The organism is Candidatus Accumulibacter similis (assembly GCA_013347225.1).
Lineage (GTDB): Bacteria > Pseudomonadota > Gammaproteobacteria > Burkholderiales > Rhodocyclaceae > Accumulibacter > Accumulibacter similis.
The window spans coordinates 2,403,817-2,421,465 of record CP054595.1; the positions used below are offsets into that span (position 1 = coordinate 2,403,817).

The following is a 17,649-nucleotide window of genomic DNA, read 5'->3' on the forward strand; positions in this document are numbered from 1 at the left end:
GGGCGCACACGATTTCTATGCCACATAACGTTCGAGCTAAGCTGCCCGCGGAGGCAGGTACTGTAAGCCCGGCCTGAGACGATAGTACAAGTGGCTCAGGCCGGGCTTACAGTGCCTGCCGTAGCGGGTCAGCTTGAGCGAGGGGTTAGGCGTCTCTCGACCTGTTGGCCTCAAGTTCTTCATCGTTCTCCTCGATCCAGCGCTCGAGTGCCTCAAAAGCTGCGACCCATTCTTGGTTGTACTCGGCTTCGAAAACTACCAGGCATGCTTGAAGTGCACTCTCATGAAGTGCGCCGTATAACTCGGTCCAGCGACTCTTGAACTGGGTAACGTACTCCTTTGGGTCAGATGTTGAATAGCCGTGGATCATTCCTTGAAAGTTTGGGTGAGCAGTCTCGCATAGGTCAGCGTACCAAGACTCTAGGCCAGGGTATCGCTTGTCTGCCACTTTCAAGGCTGCAAGGATGTTGATGGATTCAAAAGGTGTTGACTTATCTCGCGAGCCCTGCAGTAGGTTTGAGGTCTTCTTGGAGAACTCGTTGAAAGACAGTGCGCCACTCACAACGGAGCGCATGGACTGAGCGGAGAAGATAAGCAAAGCAAGTGTCTCGAACGCAGACCGGAGCAAGATTCTCGCCCCGAGTGTGCTTCCGGCGCGGGAGAGGTCCAGTGATTGCTGGGCCAATTCGCACAGTCGCCAAGACGCCGCTTCGCGCAGGAGCAAAAGCCGCCATGGGGCCTTCCACTTATGGACGACAGCGTTACGAGTGAAGAGTCCGCCGACGTCAATCTCGTGGCAGTGCGATTGTCTTAGGTCGGAGAGGTGAGCCTGTACATCGCGCATGAGACGCCTAACGTGGAAGTGAGGGGCAGCCGGAGCGAAGCGGAGGGAACCACAAGCGCAGCTTGTGGCTGTCCCGCTCGACTGCAGGGTTATGCGGCACTGGCCGAAAGTTGCCGCGACAGGAATTCCACGATCTTCTGAAGCTCATGGTCGTTCTTGGTAACTAGAAAATTGACAACCATTTCAACCAAGTCTGATCTGCTCTTATTTCGATTTCTTAGTTCGCTGTCAATCCTGGAGTACAGTTTTTTCCCGCCTTTGTCATGAGTTGAATCAACCTCCGACCGATAGTTGTCAATAATTTCCGTTAGGCTGACTTGATGAAATACAAAATCGTTCAAAAGCCTAAAAAGAGAGTGATCTACATTATCGTGAAGCGTGCTCTTTAGGAACTTTTCAAGACTCTCAATCGGCAAATAACTAATCGGTATGTTGTTGCTAATTCCATGTTTTGCTATGTATTTCTGGGCCTCTGCCTTGATGTCTCCATCAAGTATTACCGATATTTTTGAGTTCTTGCCAACCAAATTGCTGCTAACGACCTCTTTTGCCAAATCAATTACGTTTGTGTAGCCGCCGCATGGCAATACGTGCACCAGTTTGCTAGACAAGAGGTTGTTGTCTCTCAAAAGTCTAGAGGTTACCTCTTTGGCGAGATCATCCTCCACTAAGAATATGTAGTCATAGCCAGAGTGGTCATAGAGTATTCTTGTAGCGTATGCTGGATAGCACGGATTTAAAATTTCTATAGATCCATCGCTGTGTCTTTCTAGGAAAAAAATGTTTTCAGGTTTAATTCCGCCAATCAATTCAATCGAATGGGTTGAAAAGTAAATCGCGTAGTTGTAGGTGATTGACATTTCCTTAAGGAAATTAACTAGTCTTTTTAGGGATGACGGGTGTAAAGCCAGTTCCACTTCGTCCAAAAACAAAATACATGGTTTGTCAAGGCTGGCTCTGTCGTTGTTTCTTAGGTTTATGGAGTGCAATATGCTGACAAGAAGATTTTCGCCCGTTGACATGTGAAACTGACTGACTCGGCGACCGCCTTTTTCGTAATAGAAGATATCCCCGCTAAATTGAATGTCATCGCTGGTGTCTGAGTTGCTAATCCGAAAGAGTTTCTCGTAGAAGTTTTTGTTGTTATGAAGTATTTTTCCGAGATTCTCTCTGATGAACTCATCGGCAGGTTTGAGTTGTTGACTGTCAAGTCTGTCAAGTTTCTTTAATATGTGGTAGCTGGTGTTTCTGAATCGGGTTCCAAAGATTATGCTTCCTTCGTAGAAGCCCTTTATGCTCATCCCACCTGTTGAGTTTTTGACCCATCGGCCCTTGTCATTTTTATTCCAAGTTCGTGTCGCCCCGTTTAATTCGAAATTAATCGAAGCGTCCGAATCAGTTGCGCCAAGGTAATCCTTCATGCTTATGTTGAAGAAAACTGTGGATGCACAGGTAACTACGGTACTCTTGCCGGAGCCGTTTTGCCCCGTTATGGCATACAGCCCTTTATCCACAGGGAATTCGATTTCGAGATCCGATATCGACTTGATCTTATGAATCTTCATTCTTAGTTTCATGGACGATTCCTTGTGACGCATAACGTGCTAGGTTAGGGGCCGCCGGAGCGAAGCGGAGGGGACCGGCAAGCGCAGCTTGCCGGCGGTCCCTCTCGACCGGCGGGTTAGCCGTTGCGTGTGTTGTCATTCGATTTAGTGGACGAGAGAACAGCCTTCTGAGCTTTTTCAGGAAGGCGTTTCGCGGCAATTGGTCGTTCCCACGGAAGATCGTCGTTGCGCCAAACGCAGTCAGTCCTGATAACTGTCGAATCGAGCGGCACTTCTTCCCCGGAAAACGTGATTGCAACGGTCGCCCTGGATTTCGGCAGTTCATGGATTTCGAGTCGGCGTCGAAGCGGAAGTTGCTGTCTAATGTAGTGAGCGGAAAGGGCGACATACTTGCCGCCGTCGGTCTCGGCGAGGTAGTCCGGGTTGTCGTCGTTGCCTTGGTCGATGAGTGACCATGCGCGGCAGATATGAAACTCGCGAATCTGGCAAATGCCCGCCCTCATGTCTTCGTGCGCCCGTGCGAACGGGTCAGAGGGGCGGTTGTGTCCACGGGCTACTCGCTGAATCAGGAGAAAAATGGGCCCAAACAACAAGACCGGGACACCTCGCCATAACGCATCCTGAACCGTTCGATTCTCGGCCAGAATCGACACGGAAGCGAAAAGGAGAAATAGCGGTACGGAAATGAAGGTTGCAATGCGGATGAAGTCCCAAAGCGGGTATCTGACCTTGTGCGAACCGAAGGCTCTCAGCAGGGCCTGAAATTCCTCTCCGTCTAGCGGTCGAGTACGCATGGGATAGAACGGCTAACGTTTGACTTAAGCGGCCTGCCGTAGGCAGGTCCGCTTGAAGGATGGGTTGGGCATGGCCGGCTCCAACTTGAAGTGCGACGCCAATTGCTTCAACTTCGCGCACCTAATCTCATTCGGCGGCTTCGGCGAATGGGCAAGTGTGAAGAATCGTCATCACGTCGCATTGATTGGGGGCGACGCTCGCAAGCGTCTCGCAGAATTTTCTAAGTGATTCAGGACTGAGCTGTGACGCGCGATTAAATCGAGCTGGAACGTCTAATGTAATGGGATCTCTGACATACCGCATGTATCTTTCGTTTGCCTGCCGAAGTATGTTATGTGTGATCGCGAGACCATCTTGGAAGTGCTCGGCAGCCCATTCTCCAATCTCTTTTCGAAGAATACGTTTCCTGAGCGCCACAGCCTTGACATGCGCACTGGAATCTTCTTCATCCGCCACGTCTCCGTCAGTATTAGTTAGTGAAAGGGCATATTTCGTTGCCACAGTGACGGTAGTTAAGTTCTCCAATGCTAGATGAACGGCTTCAATGAGAATCTCTGGCGCGAGTTCGTCATAAAATATATCTAAGCATGCCTGCGCCGCCGACCAATCCGACCAAAGTTCTTCGAGAAAGGCTTCATTCTGCTTAAGCTCAATTGCCATCCTCATGCGTTCAGCATCAATTTTGTCAAAGTCTGCATGCAATTCTGCTCGTAGCACTCTGTCGCGCTCCCGATCCTCATCTGTCAGAATATTTTCACTGTGCGGAATATTCTTTCCGTGATACTGAAATGATAGATCGTCCAAGTGACTTTCTATTATTTTCTCGCGATTGGTTATGGGTTTTGCATCCTCGGCAATTCGATCTCTCAGGCAATCCAGATCGCCCTCGTTCACTTGGCGCATCGACCACAGATAGTGTGCAAACTCATGAGCAATAATAAATGCTTCTTGAACGATTACAGATTGCGCTCGCCTTTCTTTGGTTTCAATTGTCTCCAGTGTTTTATATTTGTGCGACTGGTTGTATTTGATTGAATGCAGGTATGCGGAGAATATTGCCATATCTGCGTTGCCTGCGGTGACATAGGCTTCCGCATAAATTCGGAAAGCAAACGCTCGAGCGTCGCATGGATCTTCGGCAGAATAAAATATTCTCGACAATTCACTAATGGTTTGCCCAAGGTACTGATCATATACAAGATACACATCGCCGCCGACCGTTGCGACCTCGGCCTGCTTGTTTAGGCTGTGTACCACGTGAAATTTTGGGGCGTGATCTTTAAGGCGCAGGCTACTTGCTTTGATGGTTTTTTCGTAGAGCGTTCGGTACGCCGTTTTTAAACGTGGGTCCACGTCATGGTAAAGGATCCTCGTCGCTTCGAGGTAAGCTGAAATCATGATTGCTGTTTCCGCTCTGTTGAAAGTTGGCTGACAATCTTTTCAGCTTCTTCAGCACTGTAGCCCTGAAGCTTTACGCCTTTATACGTGATGCTTCGACTGGCGCGTGCGCGAATGATCTCGATTGCGACTTTCCTGATCTCAGGTATTGCAAGTGCTGCCGCTGAGATCAATATAGTTATCCCGGTAGCAGATCCATCGATTGCGCGATTTGAAGCCTTAGTTACAAGTCCAGGGAACTGATCGGCAAGCTCAAGAAGTTCCGTCGCAGTGCCCTCTCGGGGTTCGATGATGATCATTTTTACTCCTTCTGGATCGAGACAAGGTACCTCTTTGATGCCCAACGTAGAGCTCAGGGGCGCGGAGCCGGCGTTGCCGGCGGAGCGTCCCTCTGGAGCGCCGGGTTAGGGGCGGTCTCTTTATTGGCAAGCAGGCCGCCAGCAAAACCAAGTACGGCAAATGCAATTTGCCCAAATAGGGGTGAATCAATTTTGCCTGCTGCGAAAAACAGAGCAGCTGAAATAAACACCATGGCGAGAAGCAAAGTGCTCGTGGTGAATTTTCCAAACCCAGGCTTCTTGGTTACCAAGATGCCGACCAGAACAACTACACCAAGTAAGAATATGGCGATGAGCAACAGCGAGTCATTGGTCATAGGTCACCTGTATTTAATTGTTCTTCTCTTTGCCGAAAAGCCAAACGCTTATAGCCATTAGTGCGACAAGAATAAGAAGGAATGCCAGCCACATATACAGCCAAATGGAATACTTATTTACCATTTCGCCAGTAACATTCCAGACACTGATAAAAACCACGATTTCGGCGACGATTGGAAAAGAAAAAGCGGCACCTGCAGCCACAAAGCCCCACAATCCAGGACCTGCAAGGCCATATGCAACGATGGCTGTAAAAAAGTGGAAGATTCCAGCGCTGATCATCATCAGCGACATGCCGAACATGGATGGTAAGTACAACAGTGCGGCTGCTATTTTTCGGATAGACATTTTTGAACCCCTAACGTTTAGTGAACACCAAATCCGGTGCAGATCCCGCCGACCCGAGGGGCGTTCGCTGGTGCAGCCTGCGCCGCAAGCCGGTGCATAACCGCGAGTCTCCAGCGCAACGGTCTGATGAACAACGACTTTCTTCCATCAACACCCCGAGACGGTGCGCGGTAGACACCACGGTCAGCGGAATATGCACCAGACTCGACCGGGGACGACCCCTCGCAGTCGCGGTGGAGCCAGCACCCGTCGACGGAAAACCTCTTTGCTGACGCCAGCTTGGTCACCGGGGCGCGGGTTGTCCAGAGACTCGAGCCGTTGGCGCGGAGCACTTGCCCCAGCGGTCTACGCGCCATAGAGAATGGCGCGCCCGGTCGTCGGGTGCTTCCATTCCCGTAACGACCCGGACCGTAGCCCACCGCAGCGCCTCAGCGCGTGATCGGCCGGTAGCGGATCCGTTTCGGGCGGGCGGCCTCGTCGCCGAGGCGGCGTCGCTTGTCTTCCTCGTATTCGTGATAGTTGCCGTTGAAGAAGGTCCATTGCGAATCGCCCTCGCAGGCGAGGATGTGCGAGCAGATGCGGTCGAGGAACCAGCGGTCGTGCGAGATGACGAGGACGCAGCCGGCGAACTCGAGCAGCGCATCCTCGAGCGCGCGCAGCGTCTCGACGTCGAGGTCGTTCGACGGCTCGTCGAGCAGCAGGACGTTGCCGCCGGCGATCAGCGTCTTCGCCATGTGCAGGCGGCCGCGTTCGCCGCCCGAAAGCTGGCCGACGTGTTTCTGCTGGTCGGCGCCCTTGAAGTTGAAGCGGCCGATGTAGGCGCGCGCCGAGGTTTCGTACTTGCCGACCGTGAGGGTGTCGGCGCCGCCCGAGACCTCCTCGAAGACCGTCCTGTTGCCGTCGAGGCAGTCGCGGCTCTGGTCCACGTAGGCGAGGCGGACGGTCTCGCCGATCTCGATCTCGCCCGAATCGGGCTGCTCGCTGCCGGTGAGCATGCGGAACAGCGTCGACTTGCCGGCGCCGTTCGGGCCGATGATGCCGACGATCGCTCCCGGCGGCACGCTGAAGCTGATCCGGTCGAGCAGCAGGCGGTCGCCGAACGACTTGCTGACGTTGCGGAACTCGATCACCTTGCTGCCGAGGCGCTCGCCGACCGGGATGAAGATCTCCTGTGTCTCGTTGCGCTTCTGGTATTCGACGCTCGACAGCTCCTCGAAGCGCGCCAGCCGCGCCTTGCTCTTCGCCTGCCGTGCCTTCGGGTTCTGTCGCACCCATTCGAGTTCCTGCTTCATCGCCTTGATGCGTCCGGCCTCCTGGCGCGATTCGGTCTCCAGGCGTGCCTCCTTCTGCTCGAGCCAACTCGAGTAGTTGCCCTTCCACGGGATTCCCTGGCCACGGTCGAGTTCGAGGATCCACTCGGCGGCGTTGTCGAGGAAGTAGCGGTCATGCGTCACGGCGACGACCGTGCCGGGAAAGCGGACGAGGAACTGCTCGAGCCACTCGACCGATTCCGCATCGAGGTGGTTGGTCGGCTCGTCGAGCAGCAGCATGTCGGGCTTCGAGAGCAGCAGCTTGCAGAGCGCGACGCGGCGCTTTTCGCCACCCGAGAGATTGCCGATCAGTGCCTCCCACGGCGGCAGGCGCAGCGCGTCGGCGGCGAGTTCGAGCTGGTTGTCGAGGTCGGCGCCGCTGCTGGCGATGATCGCCTCGAGCCGCGCCTGCTCTTCGGCGAGCCTGTCGAAGTCGGCGTCGGGTTCGGCGTAGGCGGCGTAGACGGCGTCGAGCATCGCCTGCGCGGCGAAGGCCTCGCCGAGACCCGATTCGACCTCCTGACGGACGGTCTTGCCCGGGTCGAGCTGCGGTTCCTGCGGCAGGTAGCCGATCTTCAGCCCGGGCATCGGCGTCGCCTCGCCGATGATGTCGCGGTCGACGCCGGCCATGATGCGCAGCACCGTCGACTTGCCCGAACCGTTGAGGCCGAGCAGGCCGATCTTGGCACCGGGGAAGAAGGAGAGCGAGATGTCCTTGATGATCTGGCGCTTGGGCGGGACGATCTTGCCCACCCGGTTCATCGTGAATACATATTGAGCCATGGCTGTCGATCGGAAGTCGGGAACGGGTTGCGGGAGACCGGCGGCAGTGCCGGCGGCGAAGGCGCGAGTTTACCCGAGTCTGCCGCTGCGCGTTGCAGGCGATGGATTGCCCTGCCGCGCTGCTGCCCGGCAGGGCGATTGACAGCGCTCGCAGCCGCCGGGCATACTCAAGCTGTCGCGCCGATCCGGGCATCGACGGCCGGCGATCTCGCCGCCGCTTGCCAGCCGCAGTGTCCTGCAGGCCGGCGAGGCGGCAGCGCTGAAGGCAAGTCCCGCATGACATCCATTTTCCATCCGCCGGCAGTCGCAATCGCGGGCCGAGTCCGCGCCGCCGGTCGCCGGCACCTGCGCTGGCGGGCTGCGCTCTGTGGCGTGTTGTTGGTGCTGCTGCATGGCTTGTTGCCGGCAGGCGCCGCCGCCAGCATCTGGGGCTACGTCGACGAGCAGGGGATCGCGCACTTCGCGACCGAACAGCTCGATTCGCGTTACAAGCTCTTCCTGCAGGGCGACGCCGCGCGCACGTCGCTGTCGGCACTGAGCGGGCCAGGCAAGCCGGAGCTGCTGCGCTACCTGTCGCAGCATCCCAACCTGAAGAAGTTCGAACCGCTGATCAAGCGCGCGAGCGACGAGTTCGCCGTCGATGCCGCGCTGCTGAAGGCGGTGATGGCTGCCGAATCCGCCTTCAACCCAGATGCCGTATCACCCAAGGGCGCCATCGGACTGATGCAGGTAATGCCGGCGACCGCCGGGCAGTACGGCCTGCAGGCGGATCGGCAGCAGAGCCTGGAGGAAAAGCTGGCCGATCCGAAGACCAACATCCGCATCGGCGCGCGTTACCTGCGCGACCTCGGCAAGCTGTTCCCGAACGATCCGCAACTGGTTCTGGCCGCCTACAACGCCGGTCAGGGAGCCGTGCAGCAGCACCGCAACCAGGTGCCGCCATACCCGGAAACGATGAGCTACGTCCAGCTCGTGACGCAGTTCCATCAGCTCTACCAGGGCAGCACGCTGACTCGGAAGGCGGCACCGCCATCGATCTTCACCCGTTCGGCGGCCGGCGGCCAGCGCATCTACATGAAGCTGCCCGGGCGGCGCGACGTCCCCGAAACGGCTCCGGCGCGCTGATGCCGGCCTGCCGTCGCCGCGGCGCCGTCAGCGATCCAGCCGGCCTGCGTCCGACGATGCGTCGCCTGCGCGTTCAGGCCGCCGCCGGCATCTGCCGGCGCATGAACCAGTGCCATCGCAAGCGAGCGAACGCCGGTCAACGCCGGGCGTTGCGGGCGTCGAGGTCGTCGTCTGCCGGAACGGCGTGCTGCGGCGGTACAATGTCCATATTGCAACCAGAGGAACGATCATGACCGCCGAGCATCGACTTCATCCCGCCGTCGCCCCGGGCAATTCTTCGTGCCGGCGCGCGGACCGCCGCGTGCGCGGCACCGTTCACTGCCTGGCGGCAACGCTGCTGCTCGCCGGCTGCGCCGGTCCGGCGACCAACGTCACGGTCAGCGACCCGGCACGCATCACGCGCAGCGGCTTCCTCACCGACTACAAGGCGCTGGCGCCGTCGCCGGGGGCTGACGGCACCCTCTGCTGGCGGCAGCCCGGGCTCGATCTCAAGGCCTACGACAAGGTGCTGATCAACCGTATCGTCGTCACCCTCAAGGCCGACCAGCAACAGGGGATCGATCCGACCGAACTGAAGGCGCTCGTCGATTACTTCCACGCCTCGCTGGTGAAGGCGCTGAAGCCGCAGATGCAGGTCGTCGAGCAGCCGGGTCCGGGGGTCATCGTGCTGCGCATCGCAGTGACCAACCTGGTACCGACGCAGGTCAGCCGCAGCCTGATGGGAACGGCGATCCCCTACGCGTTCACCGCCGAACTGGCCTCCGGTCCGGCCAGCGGCAGGCCCGCCGGGTCGACGCCGTACCTCGGCGAGACCGGCATGGAGATCCAGTTCACCGACGGCGCGACGAACCGGATTCTCGCCGAATGCGCCGACGCGCAGATCGGCCGCAAGTATGCGGCGGCGGTCGAGGAGGGCGCCGAGGGTGCGACCGACACCTGGGTCAAGGGTTACATGAACTCGTTCCAGGCCTGGGCCTACGCGCAGAACGCCTTCGACAAGTGGGCGAAGCTGATCGCCGATCGCTTCGCCGTGCTGCGTGGCGTCAGGCCGGCGAAATAGCCGCGCCGCAGGAATCGGGAAGGAGCAGGCGATGCAGGGAAAGGCGGTGGTGGCGGGTGTCGGCGCGATACCCTTCGGCAAGCCGGGGGCGACCGAGAGCTATGATCTGATGGCCGCGGCGGCGACGCGGCGGGCGCTCGCCGATGCCGGCCTGGATTATGAAGACGTGCAGCAGGCGATCGTCGGCTACGTCTATGGCGATTCGACCTCCGGCCAGCGCGCGCTCTACGGTGTCGGCATGAGCGGCATCCCGATCGTCAACGTGAACAACAACTGTTCGACCGGATCGACCGCGCTCTTCCTGGCACGGCAACTGGTCGAGTCCGGCGCGGTCGACTGCGTGCTGGCGCTCGGCTTCGAGCAGATGCGGCCCGGCGCGCTGACCGAGCACTGGAGCGACCGGCCGTCGCCCTTCGCGCGTTTCGACGAGCTCTGCGCCGCGATCGCCCCCTACCCGGTGCCGCTGGCGCTGCGCTACTTCGGTGGTGCCGGCGTCGAATACATGCAGCGCCACGGCGCGACGGCGAGGCTTTTCGCGCGCGTGCGCGCCAAGGCCAGCCGGCACGCCGCGCACAACCCCGGCGCGCTGCTGCGCAAGGTGGTGACCGAGGAAGAGGTCCTGGCGGCGCCGCTGATCTGTGCCGAGGCCGGCATGACGCGGCTGATGGCCTGCCCGCCGACCTGCGGCGCGGCGGCGGCGATCATCGTCTCGCCCGCATTTGCCGCGCGCCGCAATCTCGACCGGCGCGTGCTGATCGCCGCACAGGCGATGACCACCGACCGTCCGGGAACCTTCGACAAGCGCAGCATGCTGGCGCTGGTCGGCGCCGACATGAGCCGCGAGGCGGCCGACCTCGTCTACGAGCAGGCGGGGATCGGTCCCGGCGACATCGACGTCGTCGAGTTGCACGACTGCTTCGCCCAGAACGAGGTCATCAGCTACGAGGCGCTGCGCCTGTGCCCCGAGGGCGGCGCCGAGCAGTTCGTCGCCGACGGCGACAACACCTACGGCGGCAGGGTGGTGACCAACCCCTCGGGCGGCCTGCTGTGCAAGGGGCATCCGCTCGGCGCCACCGGGCTCGCGCAGTGCGCCGAACTGGTCGAGCAGTTGCGCGGCGAAGCCGGCGAACGGCAGGTGGCGGGCGCGCGCATCGCGCTGCAGCACAACCTCGGGCTCGGCGGCGCCTGCGTCGTGACGCTCTACCAGCGCGCCGCCTGAGCCGTCGCCGGGCAACGACGCGGCAGCCCGGTGGCGGGCCGCGGCGAACGCCGGCGGTGGCCGTCGCCGGATGCGATTTCAATCGACAGGGAGCAATTCATGGCAAAACTCGCAGGCAAGGTGGCGATCGTCAGCGGCTCCGGCCGCGGCATCGGTCGCGCGGTGGCGCTCAAGCTGGCGGCGGAGGGCGCGCATGTGGTGGTCAATGATGTCGACACCGCACCGGCGGCAGAGACCGTCAGCGACATCGTCGCGGCCGGCGGCCAGGCGGTCGCCTGCGTCGGCAGCGTCACCACCGCCGATTTCGCCGAGCGCTTCGTGCAGACGGCGCTCAGCCAGTTCGGCGGCCTCGACATCATCATCAACAACGCCGGTTACACCTGGGACAACGTCGTCCAGAAGATGAGCGACGAGCAATGGCAGGCGATGCTCGACGTCCATCTGACGGCGCCCTTCCGCATCCTGCGCGCGGCGGCCGACTTCTTCCGCGCCACCGCGAAGAGCGAGAGCGACAGCGGCCAGGAAATCTTCCGCAAGGTGGTCAATGTGTCGTCGATCGCCGGTGTTGGCGGCAACGCCGGGCAGGCCAACTACGCCGCCGCCAAGGCCGGCATCGTCGGCCTGACGCGCACGCTGGCGAAGGAGTGGGGGCGCTACCGCGTGAACGTGAATTGCGTCGCCTTCGGCCTGATCAACACGCGGCTGACGAGTGCCGCCGCCGGCGACGCGGTGCTCGACATCGAGGGCCGGCAGATCAAGGCCGGCGTCAACCCCGACCTGCTGAAACAGATGGCGGCGATGATTCCGCTCGGCCGGGGCGGCACGCCGGAGGAGGCGGCGGGCGCCATCGTCATGCTCTGCTATCCGGAAGCCAACTACGTCTCGGGCGAACTGCTCGTCTGCGGCGGTGGCTTCCGCATCTAGGCGGGGGCGACCCGATGACGATCGCCCGCACGCTCTTCGACGACGGTCACCGGCAGTACGCGGCGGCGCTCGACCGCTTCATCGCGGTCGAAGTGGCGCCGCATTACGAGCGCTATGAGGAGCAGGGCTGCGTCGACCGCGAACTCTGGCTGCGCGCCGCCGCCGCCGGCTTCCTCTGCTCGTCGCTGCCCGAGGAGTACGGCGGCGCCGGCGCCGACAAGCTGTACAGCGTCGTCCTCTTCGAGCAACTGGCGCGCAACGCGGTGCAGAACCTGCTCGGTTGGGGGCTGCATTCGGAGATCGTCGCCCCCTACCTGCTGCACTACGGCAGCGAGGCGATCCGCCAGCAGTACCTGCCGCCAATGGCGAGCGGCGAGCTGGTCGGCGCCATCGCCATGACCGAGCCCGGCGCCGGTTCCGACCTGCAGGGGCTGCGCACGACGGCGCTGCGCGACGGCGCGCACTACGTCCTCAGCGGTGCCAAGACCTTCATCACCAACGGCTCGCTCTGCGACCTCGTCGTCGTCGTCGCCAAGACCGATCCGGCCGCTGCCGGCAAGGGGATCAGCCTGCTGCTGGTCGACATGCGCTGGCCCGGCTGCAGTCGCGGGCGGCGGCTGAAGAAGATCGGCATGCGCGCGCAGGACACCGGCGAACTCTTCTTCGACGACGTGCGGGTGCCGCTCGACCACCTGCTCGGCGACGAGAACGGCGGCTTCGCCCACCTGATGAACGAGCTGCCGTGGGAGCGGCTGCAGATCGCGATCACCGCCGTCGCGCAGGCGGAAGCGGCGATCGAATGGACCAGCCGCTACTGCCGCGAACGCCAGGCCTTCGGGCAGCCGATCATGCAGTTCCAGAACACCCGCTTCACACTCGCCGAGGCGCTGACCGAGGTGCAGGTGGCGCGCGTCTTCGTCGACCGCTGCATCGAACTCTTCGTCCGCGGCGAACTCGACGCGACGGCGGCGTCGATGGCCAAGTACTGGTGCACCGACCTGCAGTGCAAGGTGCTCGACGCCTGCCTGCAACTGCACGGCGGCAACGGCTGCATGCTCGACTACCCGATCGCCCGCGCCTGGACCGACGCCCGCGCCGCGCGCATCTACGGCGGCAGCAACGAAATCATGAAGGAGCTGATCGCCCGGCAGTTGCCGTGAGGCGGTGGGTGCGGGGCGGTCGGTGCGGGCGACCGGCGAGGGCGGCCAGCGTTCGGCGCGCCGCCGCTGTGGGCGCAGGGGATGGGTGGCGGGCGCGCTCGGTGACGAGCGTGCCTCCATGCAAAACCCCGACATGCTGGAGCCGAACCAGATGAATGGACAACCCGCTTGCGCGATATAGAAAAGTCTATAGAATCGTAGCGTGGATAAGAAATCTGGCAACTATCTAAATGAAGTCACCCTGTTGCCCGCCGGGTATCCGGTAACGCTCGCCCACCTCAGAGACCTGGGCGTATCCGAAGATCTGGCAGGCCACTACGCGCGCTCGGGTTGGTTGACGCGTGTCGCGCAAGGTCTTTACGCTCGACCTGGTCCGCTGGATCTGCATGCGAGCCTGAAGATCCTTGAAGCGCGCCTCCCCGGCTGCCACGTGGGAGGGCGAACTGCCCTGGCATGGCATGGAATCCAGCACTTTGTCCGCCCAGAATCGCCTCTGGAACTCTTCGGATGGGATTCCGCGCGCCTGCCTGATTGGTTTGCCAAACCGTTTGCGGCCGTCTATCGCCGCAAGCGGCTGTTCGATGAGATTCCCGAGTCGCTTGTGGCTGTTGGCGGATTTGGCGACGCGAAGATGGCACCTCTTGCTTCCGATCCAGAGCGCGGGCTGCTGGAAATGTTGAGCGAAGTCGGACCCCGCCAGAGCCTTGTCGAGGCGCGCGCCATCATGGAAGGCGCTTACGGAATGCGTGCCGAGGTCCTGCTGACCCTCCTTGAGCACTGTACGAGCGTCAAGACAGTGCGGCTCTGTCTGCTGCTGAGCAGAGAGTTGAGGCTACCGTTTGCAGACGCACTGTTCGCAGCAGACCTGCCGGCCAAAGGAAAAGGCGCCTGGGTGAGCAAGACCCCCGAAGGATGGCTGGTATTGAAATGAAGAAAGAGTATCTCGATGTCGTCCGTCTACTGGTTGAGATCAATCAGGTATTGCGCGGCACGATTCATCCTGTTGTCACGATGCGCATGGTGACGGCTGCGCGGGATCATCTGAAGGCCGATCTTCGTCTCCCGTTTCTGGCTCCCGAGGAGCTATACGGCGGCAAACTGGTGGCGGCCCTCGATCGAAATCATCCACGTGACTGGTTTGACGTCATGCTCCTGCTCAAGGAGGAAGGCATCACGCTGTCGGTCCGACGCGGTTTCGTCGCCTACCTTGCCGCACACAATCGACCACCTCATGAAGTGCTCTTTGGCCCCCCGAAGTCGCTGGCTGATTCTTTCGCAATCCTGGGAACAGTATGCTGAATTCGCTGAAGGCGCGTTCGACGCGCTGCGGGTGGGGGCCACAGTCGGGGCCGGGCGCCCAGGGGCGTGGACAGTCGGCAGACGGTCCCCTGGATCTCGCCAGGCCGGTTTCGATGTCCTTTGATGCGCCCACACACCCGGCACGGGAGGACCAGAGGTGAGCGACAACGACCAGCCGGCGATCGACGGGCTGCGGCAGGCGCTGGCCGCCGGGTTCATCGACGCGGCAACCTTCGAGGCCGCCGTCGGGGCGATCGCCGCCGGAGCGAGCGCGGCCGGGTGTGGCGGCGGGCCATCGCTGCCGGCGGAGTCGCTTGCCCCCGGCGCGCGGCAGGCCGCGGTCGGCCGTGACGGCGCCGTCGCGCAGGGAACGGGCGACGCGCTCGGCGCCGGCGCGGTGAAGATCGGCGGCGACCACAGCGGAACGATCATCCAGACGCAGATCGTCAGCAACTACTGCGGCGCTGCCGGCAGCGATGCGGCCGGCAAGCGCCTGCTCGCCAGCCAGGTGGGTGCCTATCTCGCCTGGCTGCAGGAGCGCACGCAGAGCATCGAGCTGCGCGGGATCGAGCGCTCGGGAGCGTCGCCGGTCGTCGCCCTGCCGCTCGATACCGCCTACGTGCCGCTGCGCGCGCGCTCGCTGCGCCCGCCGGACGAAAGCGGCGGCGATGCCCGCATGCGCCAGTCCCGCCGGCACGTGGCGGGCGAGGTGGACGACGAAAGCGGTGGCGACCCGTCGACCGGCGACGCGAGCGACCTCGCGCTGAGCGAGGTGCTTGCCCTCGGCAATCGCCTGGCGATCATCGGCGGTCCGGGCTGCGGCAAGACGACCGTCCTGCTGCACATCGCCTGGGCACTCGCTTCGTCGCTGCTCGCCGGCGAAGCCGAGCCGGCGCGCTCGCGGCTCGGCCTGCGGCTGGCGCCGGCCGACCTGCTGCTGCCGATCTTCGTCCCGCTCGCGTCCTTCGCCCGCCATCGGCGCCACCTGCCGGCCGGCGCGCCAGCGCGCGAACGCACCCTGGCGCACTTCATCTCGCATCACCTGATCAGCCGCGAAGCGCCGTTCGAGCTGCCGGACGACTTCTTCGTCCGCCTGCTCAACGAAGGGAACAACGTCCTGCTGTTGCTCGACGGGCTCGACGAAGTGGCGAACGAGGGCGAGCGCGCCGAAGTCCGCCAGTCGGTCGAGAACCTCGTCGGCGGTCGGCGGGCGATGCGCGTCATCGTCACCTGCCGCACGATCGCCTGGCGCAGCGGCGGCACCGCGCTCGGCGGCGACTTCCGGCAGATCGACGTGCAGCCGCTCGATCACGACGAACACGTCGTGCCGATGGTGCGCCAGGCCTACGCCTGCATCCACCCGCAGGACAGCGTGCGCCGCAACGAGCGCAGCGCGGATCTCCTCGCCGGCATCGTCCGGCTCGAGGCCGACCGCCGGCGGCGCCTCGGCGAGGGCGCGCCGCGGCTCGTCGACAGCCCGCTGCTGGTGCGCCTGCTGCTGATCGTGCACCTCAACAACCGCACGCTGCCCGAGCAGCGCGCCGACCTCTTCGACAAGGCGATCAACGCGCTGCTGCAGGTCGATTACGGTCATGACGAGACCGACAAGCGCGAACTGTCGCTCGACTGGATGCTGTACCGCGACATGGCGCAGCATCTCGCCTTTCACATGCACCAGCAGGGCGCCGACCAGGGGCGCGAGATCGAGGAGCCGGCGCTGCGCGCGATCCTGCGCGGCGAAGCCGAGTTCCTGCCACGAATCGACGACTTCCTGCGCCAGGCACGGCAGCGCGGCAGCGTCCTCGAGGAGCGCGACGGCGCGTATCGCTTCCTGCACCTCGCGCTGCAGGAATTCCTCGTCGCCCGCTACCTCAGCGAAGTCATCGGTCGCGAGTCGCGCGAGCGGATGCTCGATTTTGTCGCCGGCCGGCTGACTGACCCGTGGTGGCGCGAGCCGATCCTGCTGCTCGCCGGCCATCAGGCGACGCACGCGGCGCGTTCGGCGCGCGAGCTGTTGCGCGCGCTGGCCGTCGCCGGGGATGATGCCGACGCGCGTATCGCCGCCGCCGAACTGGCGGCGACGGCGGCCAGCGAGTGGCGCGAGAGTGGCGAGCCGCTGCGCGCCGACTGCGCGCGACGGATCGTCACGCTGCTCGACGACGCCGACGCCCTCGCCGGCGCGCGGGCGGTGCTGCGCGCGCGCGCCGGCGACCGGTTGTCGCAGCTCGGCGATCCGCGCTTCGATCCGCAGCGCTTCTTCCTGCCGGCCGACGAGATGCTCGGTTTCGTCCGCATCGCCGCCGACCCGGACTTCGTCATCGGCACCAGCAGCGCCGATCGCGAACGGGTCGCGCGCATTGCCGGCGGCGAGGTGTACGACGACGAGATCAACGAGCTGCCGACTCCGACGCGCGAGTTCCACATCGCCCGCTACGCGGTGACCGTCGCGCAGTTCCGTGCGTTCGTCGCGGCGACGGGTCATGCGATCGGCGACGCGGATGCACTTGCCGACCCCGACAGCCGTCCTGTGCGGTTGGTGAGCTGGCACGAGGCCTTGGCCTGGTGCGACTGGCTCAACGGGATGCTCGCGACGTCACCGGCTCTCGCCGGCAGCCGCGTCGCCGCGCTGGTGCGCGAGCAGGGCTGGCGGGTGGCGCTGCCGAGCGAACTGGAATGGGAGAAAGCGGCGCGCGGTGGCTTGCGTGGCGCGGTGTTTCCGTGGGGTGACGATGCCGATGACGGCGACGGCCGGCGCGCGAATCATGAAGGTTCGGCGATCGGCGACACGTCGGTGGTCGGCTGCTTCGCTGCCAACGGTTTTGGCCTGTACGACATGGCGGGCAACGTCTGGGAGTGGACGCGCAGCCTTTGGGGTACCGATCCCGGGATGCCGGATTTCGCCTATGCGGACCTGGTCGATGAGCCCGGGCGGGAGGATCTCCGGGCTGGCGATGAGGTGCTGCGGGTCGTGCGCGGCGGCTCGTGGGGCAATCTCCGGGACGGTGCGTGCTGTGGCCTCCGCCGCAGGGGACCCCCGGATTTCCGCAATGACCGCATCGGTTTTCGCGTGGTGTTGCGTTTTTCCCCTGTTCCGCTCTGATCTCTGCTCGCTCTGCGCTCGGTCACTCCGGGATCTCCGACTCTGGATGGGGTGCGGGGGAGA

Annotated in this window: 15 protein-coding genes and 1 pseudogene; 8 read left to right on the top strand and 8 right to left on the bottom strand. The window is 62.4% G+C overall.

What is annotated here, in order from left to right:
- Positions 1 to 145 precede the first annotated feature (145 nt).
- The 8 genes from HT579_10990 to ettA all read right to left on the bottom strand — a co-directional run bounded on the left by HT579_10990 (position 146) and on the right by ettA (position 7,699).
- A complete protein-coding gene (locus HT579_10990) occupies positions 146 to 844 on the bottom strand; it encodes a hypothetical protein (GenBank protein ID QKS29384.1) in 699 nt (232 codons plus the stop codon).
- 89 nt (positions 845 to 933) lie between these two features.
- On the bottom strand, positions 934 to 2,421 hold the full coding sequence (locus tag HT579_10995; protein ID QKS29385.1) for an AAA family ATPase: 1,488 nt from the start codon (positions 2,419 to 2,421) through the stop codon (positions 934 to 936).
- A gap of 104 nt (positions 2,422 to 2,525) precedes the next feature.
- Positions 2,526 to 3,203 carry a hypothetical protein gene (locus tag HT579_11000; GenBank protein QKS29386.1) on the bottom strand — a complete coding sequence of 226 codons (678 nt, stop codon included), beginning with the start codon at positions 3,201 to 3,203 and terminating at the stop codon, positions 2,526 to 2,528.
- 127 nt (positions 3,204 to 3,330) lie between these two features.
- Positions 3,331 to 4,602, bottom strand: a complete 1,272-nt coding sequence (locus HT579_11005) for a hypothetical protein (protein ID QKS29387.1) — start codon at positions 4,600 to 4,602, stop codon at positions 3,331 to 3,333.
- Entirely contained in the window at positions 4,599 to 4,901 is a 303-nt protein-coding gene (locus HT579_11010) for a hypothetical protein (protein QKS29388.1), read from the bottom strand. The genes HT579_11005 and HT579_11010 overlap by 4 nt, the downstream gene beginning before the upstream one ends.
- Before the next feature lie 53 nt (positions 4,902 to 4,954).
- Positions 4,955 to 5,257, bottom strand: a complete 303-nt coding sequence (locus HT579_11015) for a hypothetical protein (protein QKS29389.1) — start codon at positions 5,255 to 5,257, stop codon at positions 4,955 to 4,957.
- A 13-nt stretch (positions 5,258 to 5,270) separates the two neighbouring features.
- Positions 5,271 to 5,606 carry a hypothetical protein gene (locus HT579_11020; protein QKS29390.1) on the bottom strand — a complete coding sequence of 112 codons (336 nt, stop codon included), beginning with the start codon at positions 5,604 to 5,606 and terminating at the stop codon, positions 5,271 to 5,273.
- 428 nt (positions 5,607 to 6,034) lie between these two features.
- Positions 6,035 to 7,699 carry an energy-dependent translational throttle protein EttA gene (gene ettA / locus HT579_11025; GenBank protein ID QKS29391.1) on the bottom strand — a complete coding sequence of 555 codons (1,665 nt, stop codon included), beginning with the start codon at positions 7,697 to 7,699 and terminating at the stop codon, positions 6,035 to 6,037.
- 276 nt (positions 7,700 to 7,975) lie between these two features.
- Here ettA and HT579_11030 point away from each other — a divergent pair, with 276 nt between their 5' ends.
- From HT579_11030 to HT579_11065, 8 genes and pseudogenes are all read left to right on the top strand, one after another.
- Positions 7,976 to 8,824 (top strand): lytic transglycosylase domain-containing protein, encoded by an 849-nt coding sequence (locus HT579_11030; GenBank protein ID QKS29392.1) that lies wholly within the window; start codon positions 7,976 to 7,978, stop codon positions 8,822 to 8,824.
- A 229-nt stretch (positions 8,825 to 9,053) separates the two neighbouring features.
- Positions 9,054 to 9,884, top strand: coding sequence for a DUF3313 domain-containing protein (locus HT579_11035; protein QKS29393.1), 831 nt, complete (start codon positions 9,054 to 9,056; stop codon positions 9,882 to 9,884).
- A gap of 31 nt (positions 9,885 to 9,915) precedes the next feature.
- Entirely contained in the window at positions 9,916 to 11,103 is a 1,188-nt protein-coding gene (locus HT579_11040; GenBank protein QKS29394.1) for a lipid-transfer protein, read from the top strand.
- A 99-nt stretch (positions 11,104 to 11,202) separates the two neighbouring features.
- On the top strand, positions 11,203 to 12,027 hold the full coding sequence (locus HT579_11045; GenBank protein ID QKS29395.1) for an SDR family oxidoreductase: 825 nt from the start codon (positions 11,203 to 11,205) through the stop codon (positions 12,025 to 12,027).
- Positions 12,028 to 12,041: 14 nt separating this feature from the next.
- On the top strand, positions 12,042 to 13,187 hold the full coding sequence (locus tag HT579_11050) for an acyl-CoA dehydrogenase family protein (GenBank protein ID QKS29396.1): 1,146 nt from the start codon (positions 12,042 to 12,044) through the stop codon (positions 13,185 to 13,187).
- Between the two features lie 202 nt (positions 13,188 to 13,389).
- A complete protein-coding gene (locus HT579_11055; protein QKS29397.1) occupies positions 13,390 to 14,118 on the top strand; it encodes a type IV toxin-antitoxin system AbiEi family antitoxin domain-containing protein in 729 nt (242 codons plus the stop codon).
- 32 nt (positions 14,119 to 14,150) lie between these two features.
- Positions 14,151 to 14,486, top strand: a pseudogene (locus HT579_11060) (nucleotidyl transferase AbiEii/AbiGii toxin family protein).
- A 157-nt stretch (positions 14,487 to 14,643) separates the two neighbouring features.
- Entirely contained in the window at positions 14,644 to 17,586 is a 2,943-nt protein-coding gene (locus HT579_11065) for an SUMF1/EgtB/PvdO family nonheme iron enzyme (protein ID QKS29398.1), read from the top strand.
- Positions 17,587 to 17,649 lie beyond the last annotated feature (63 nt).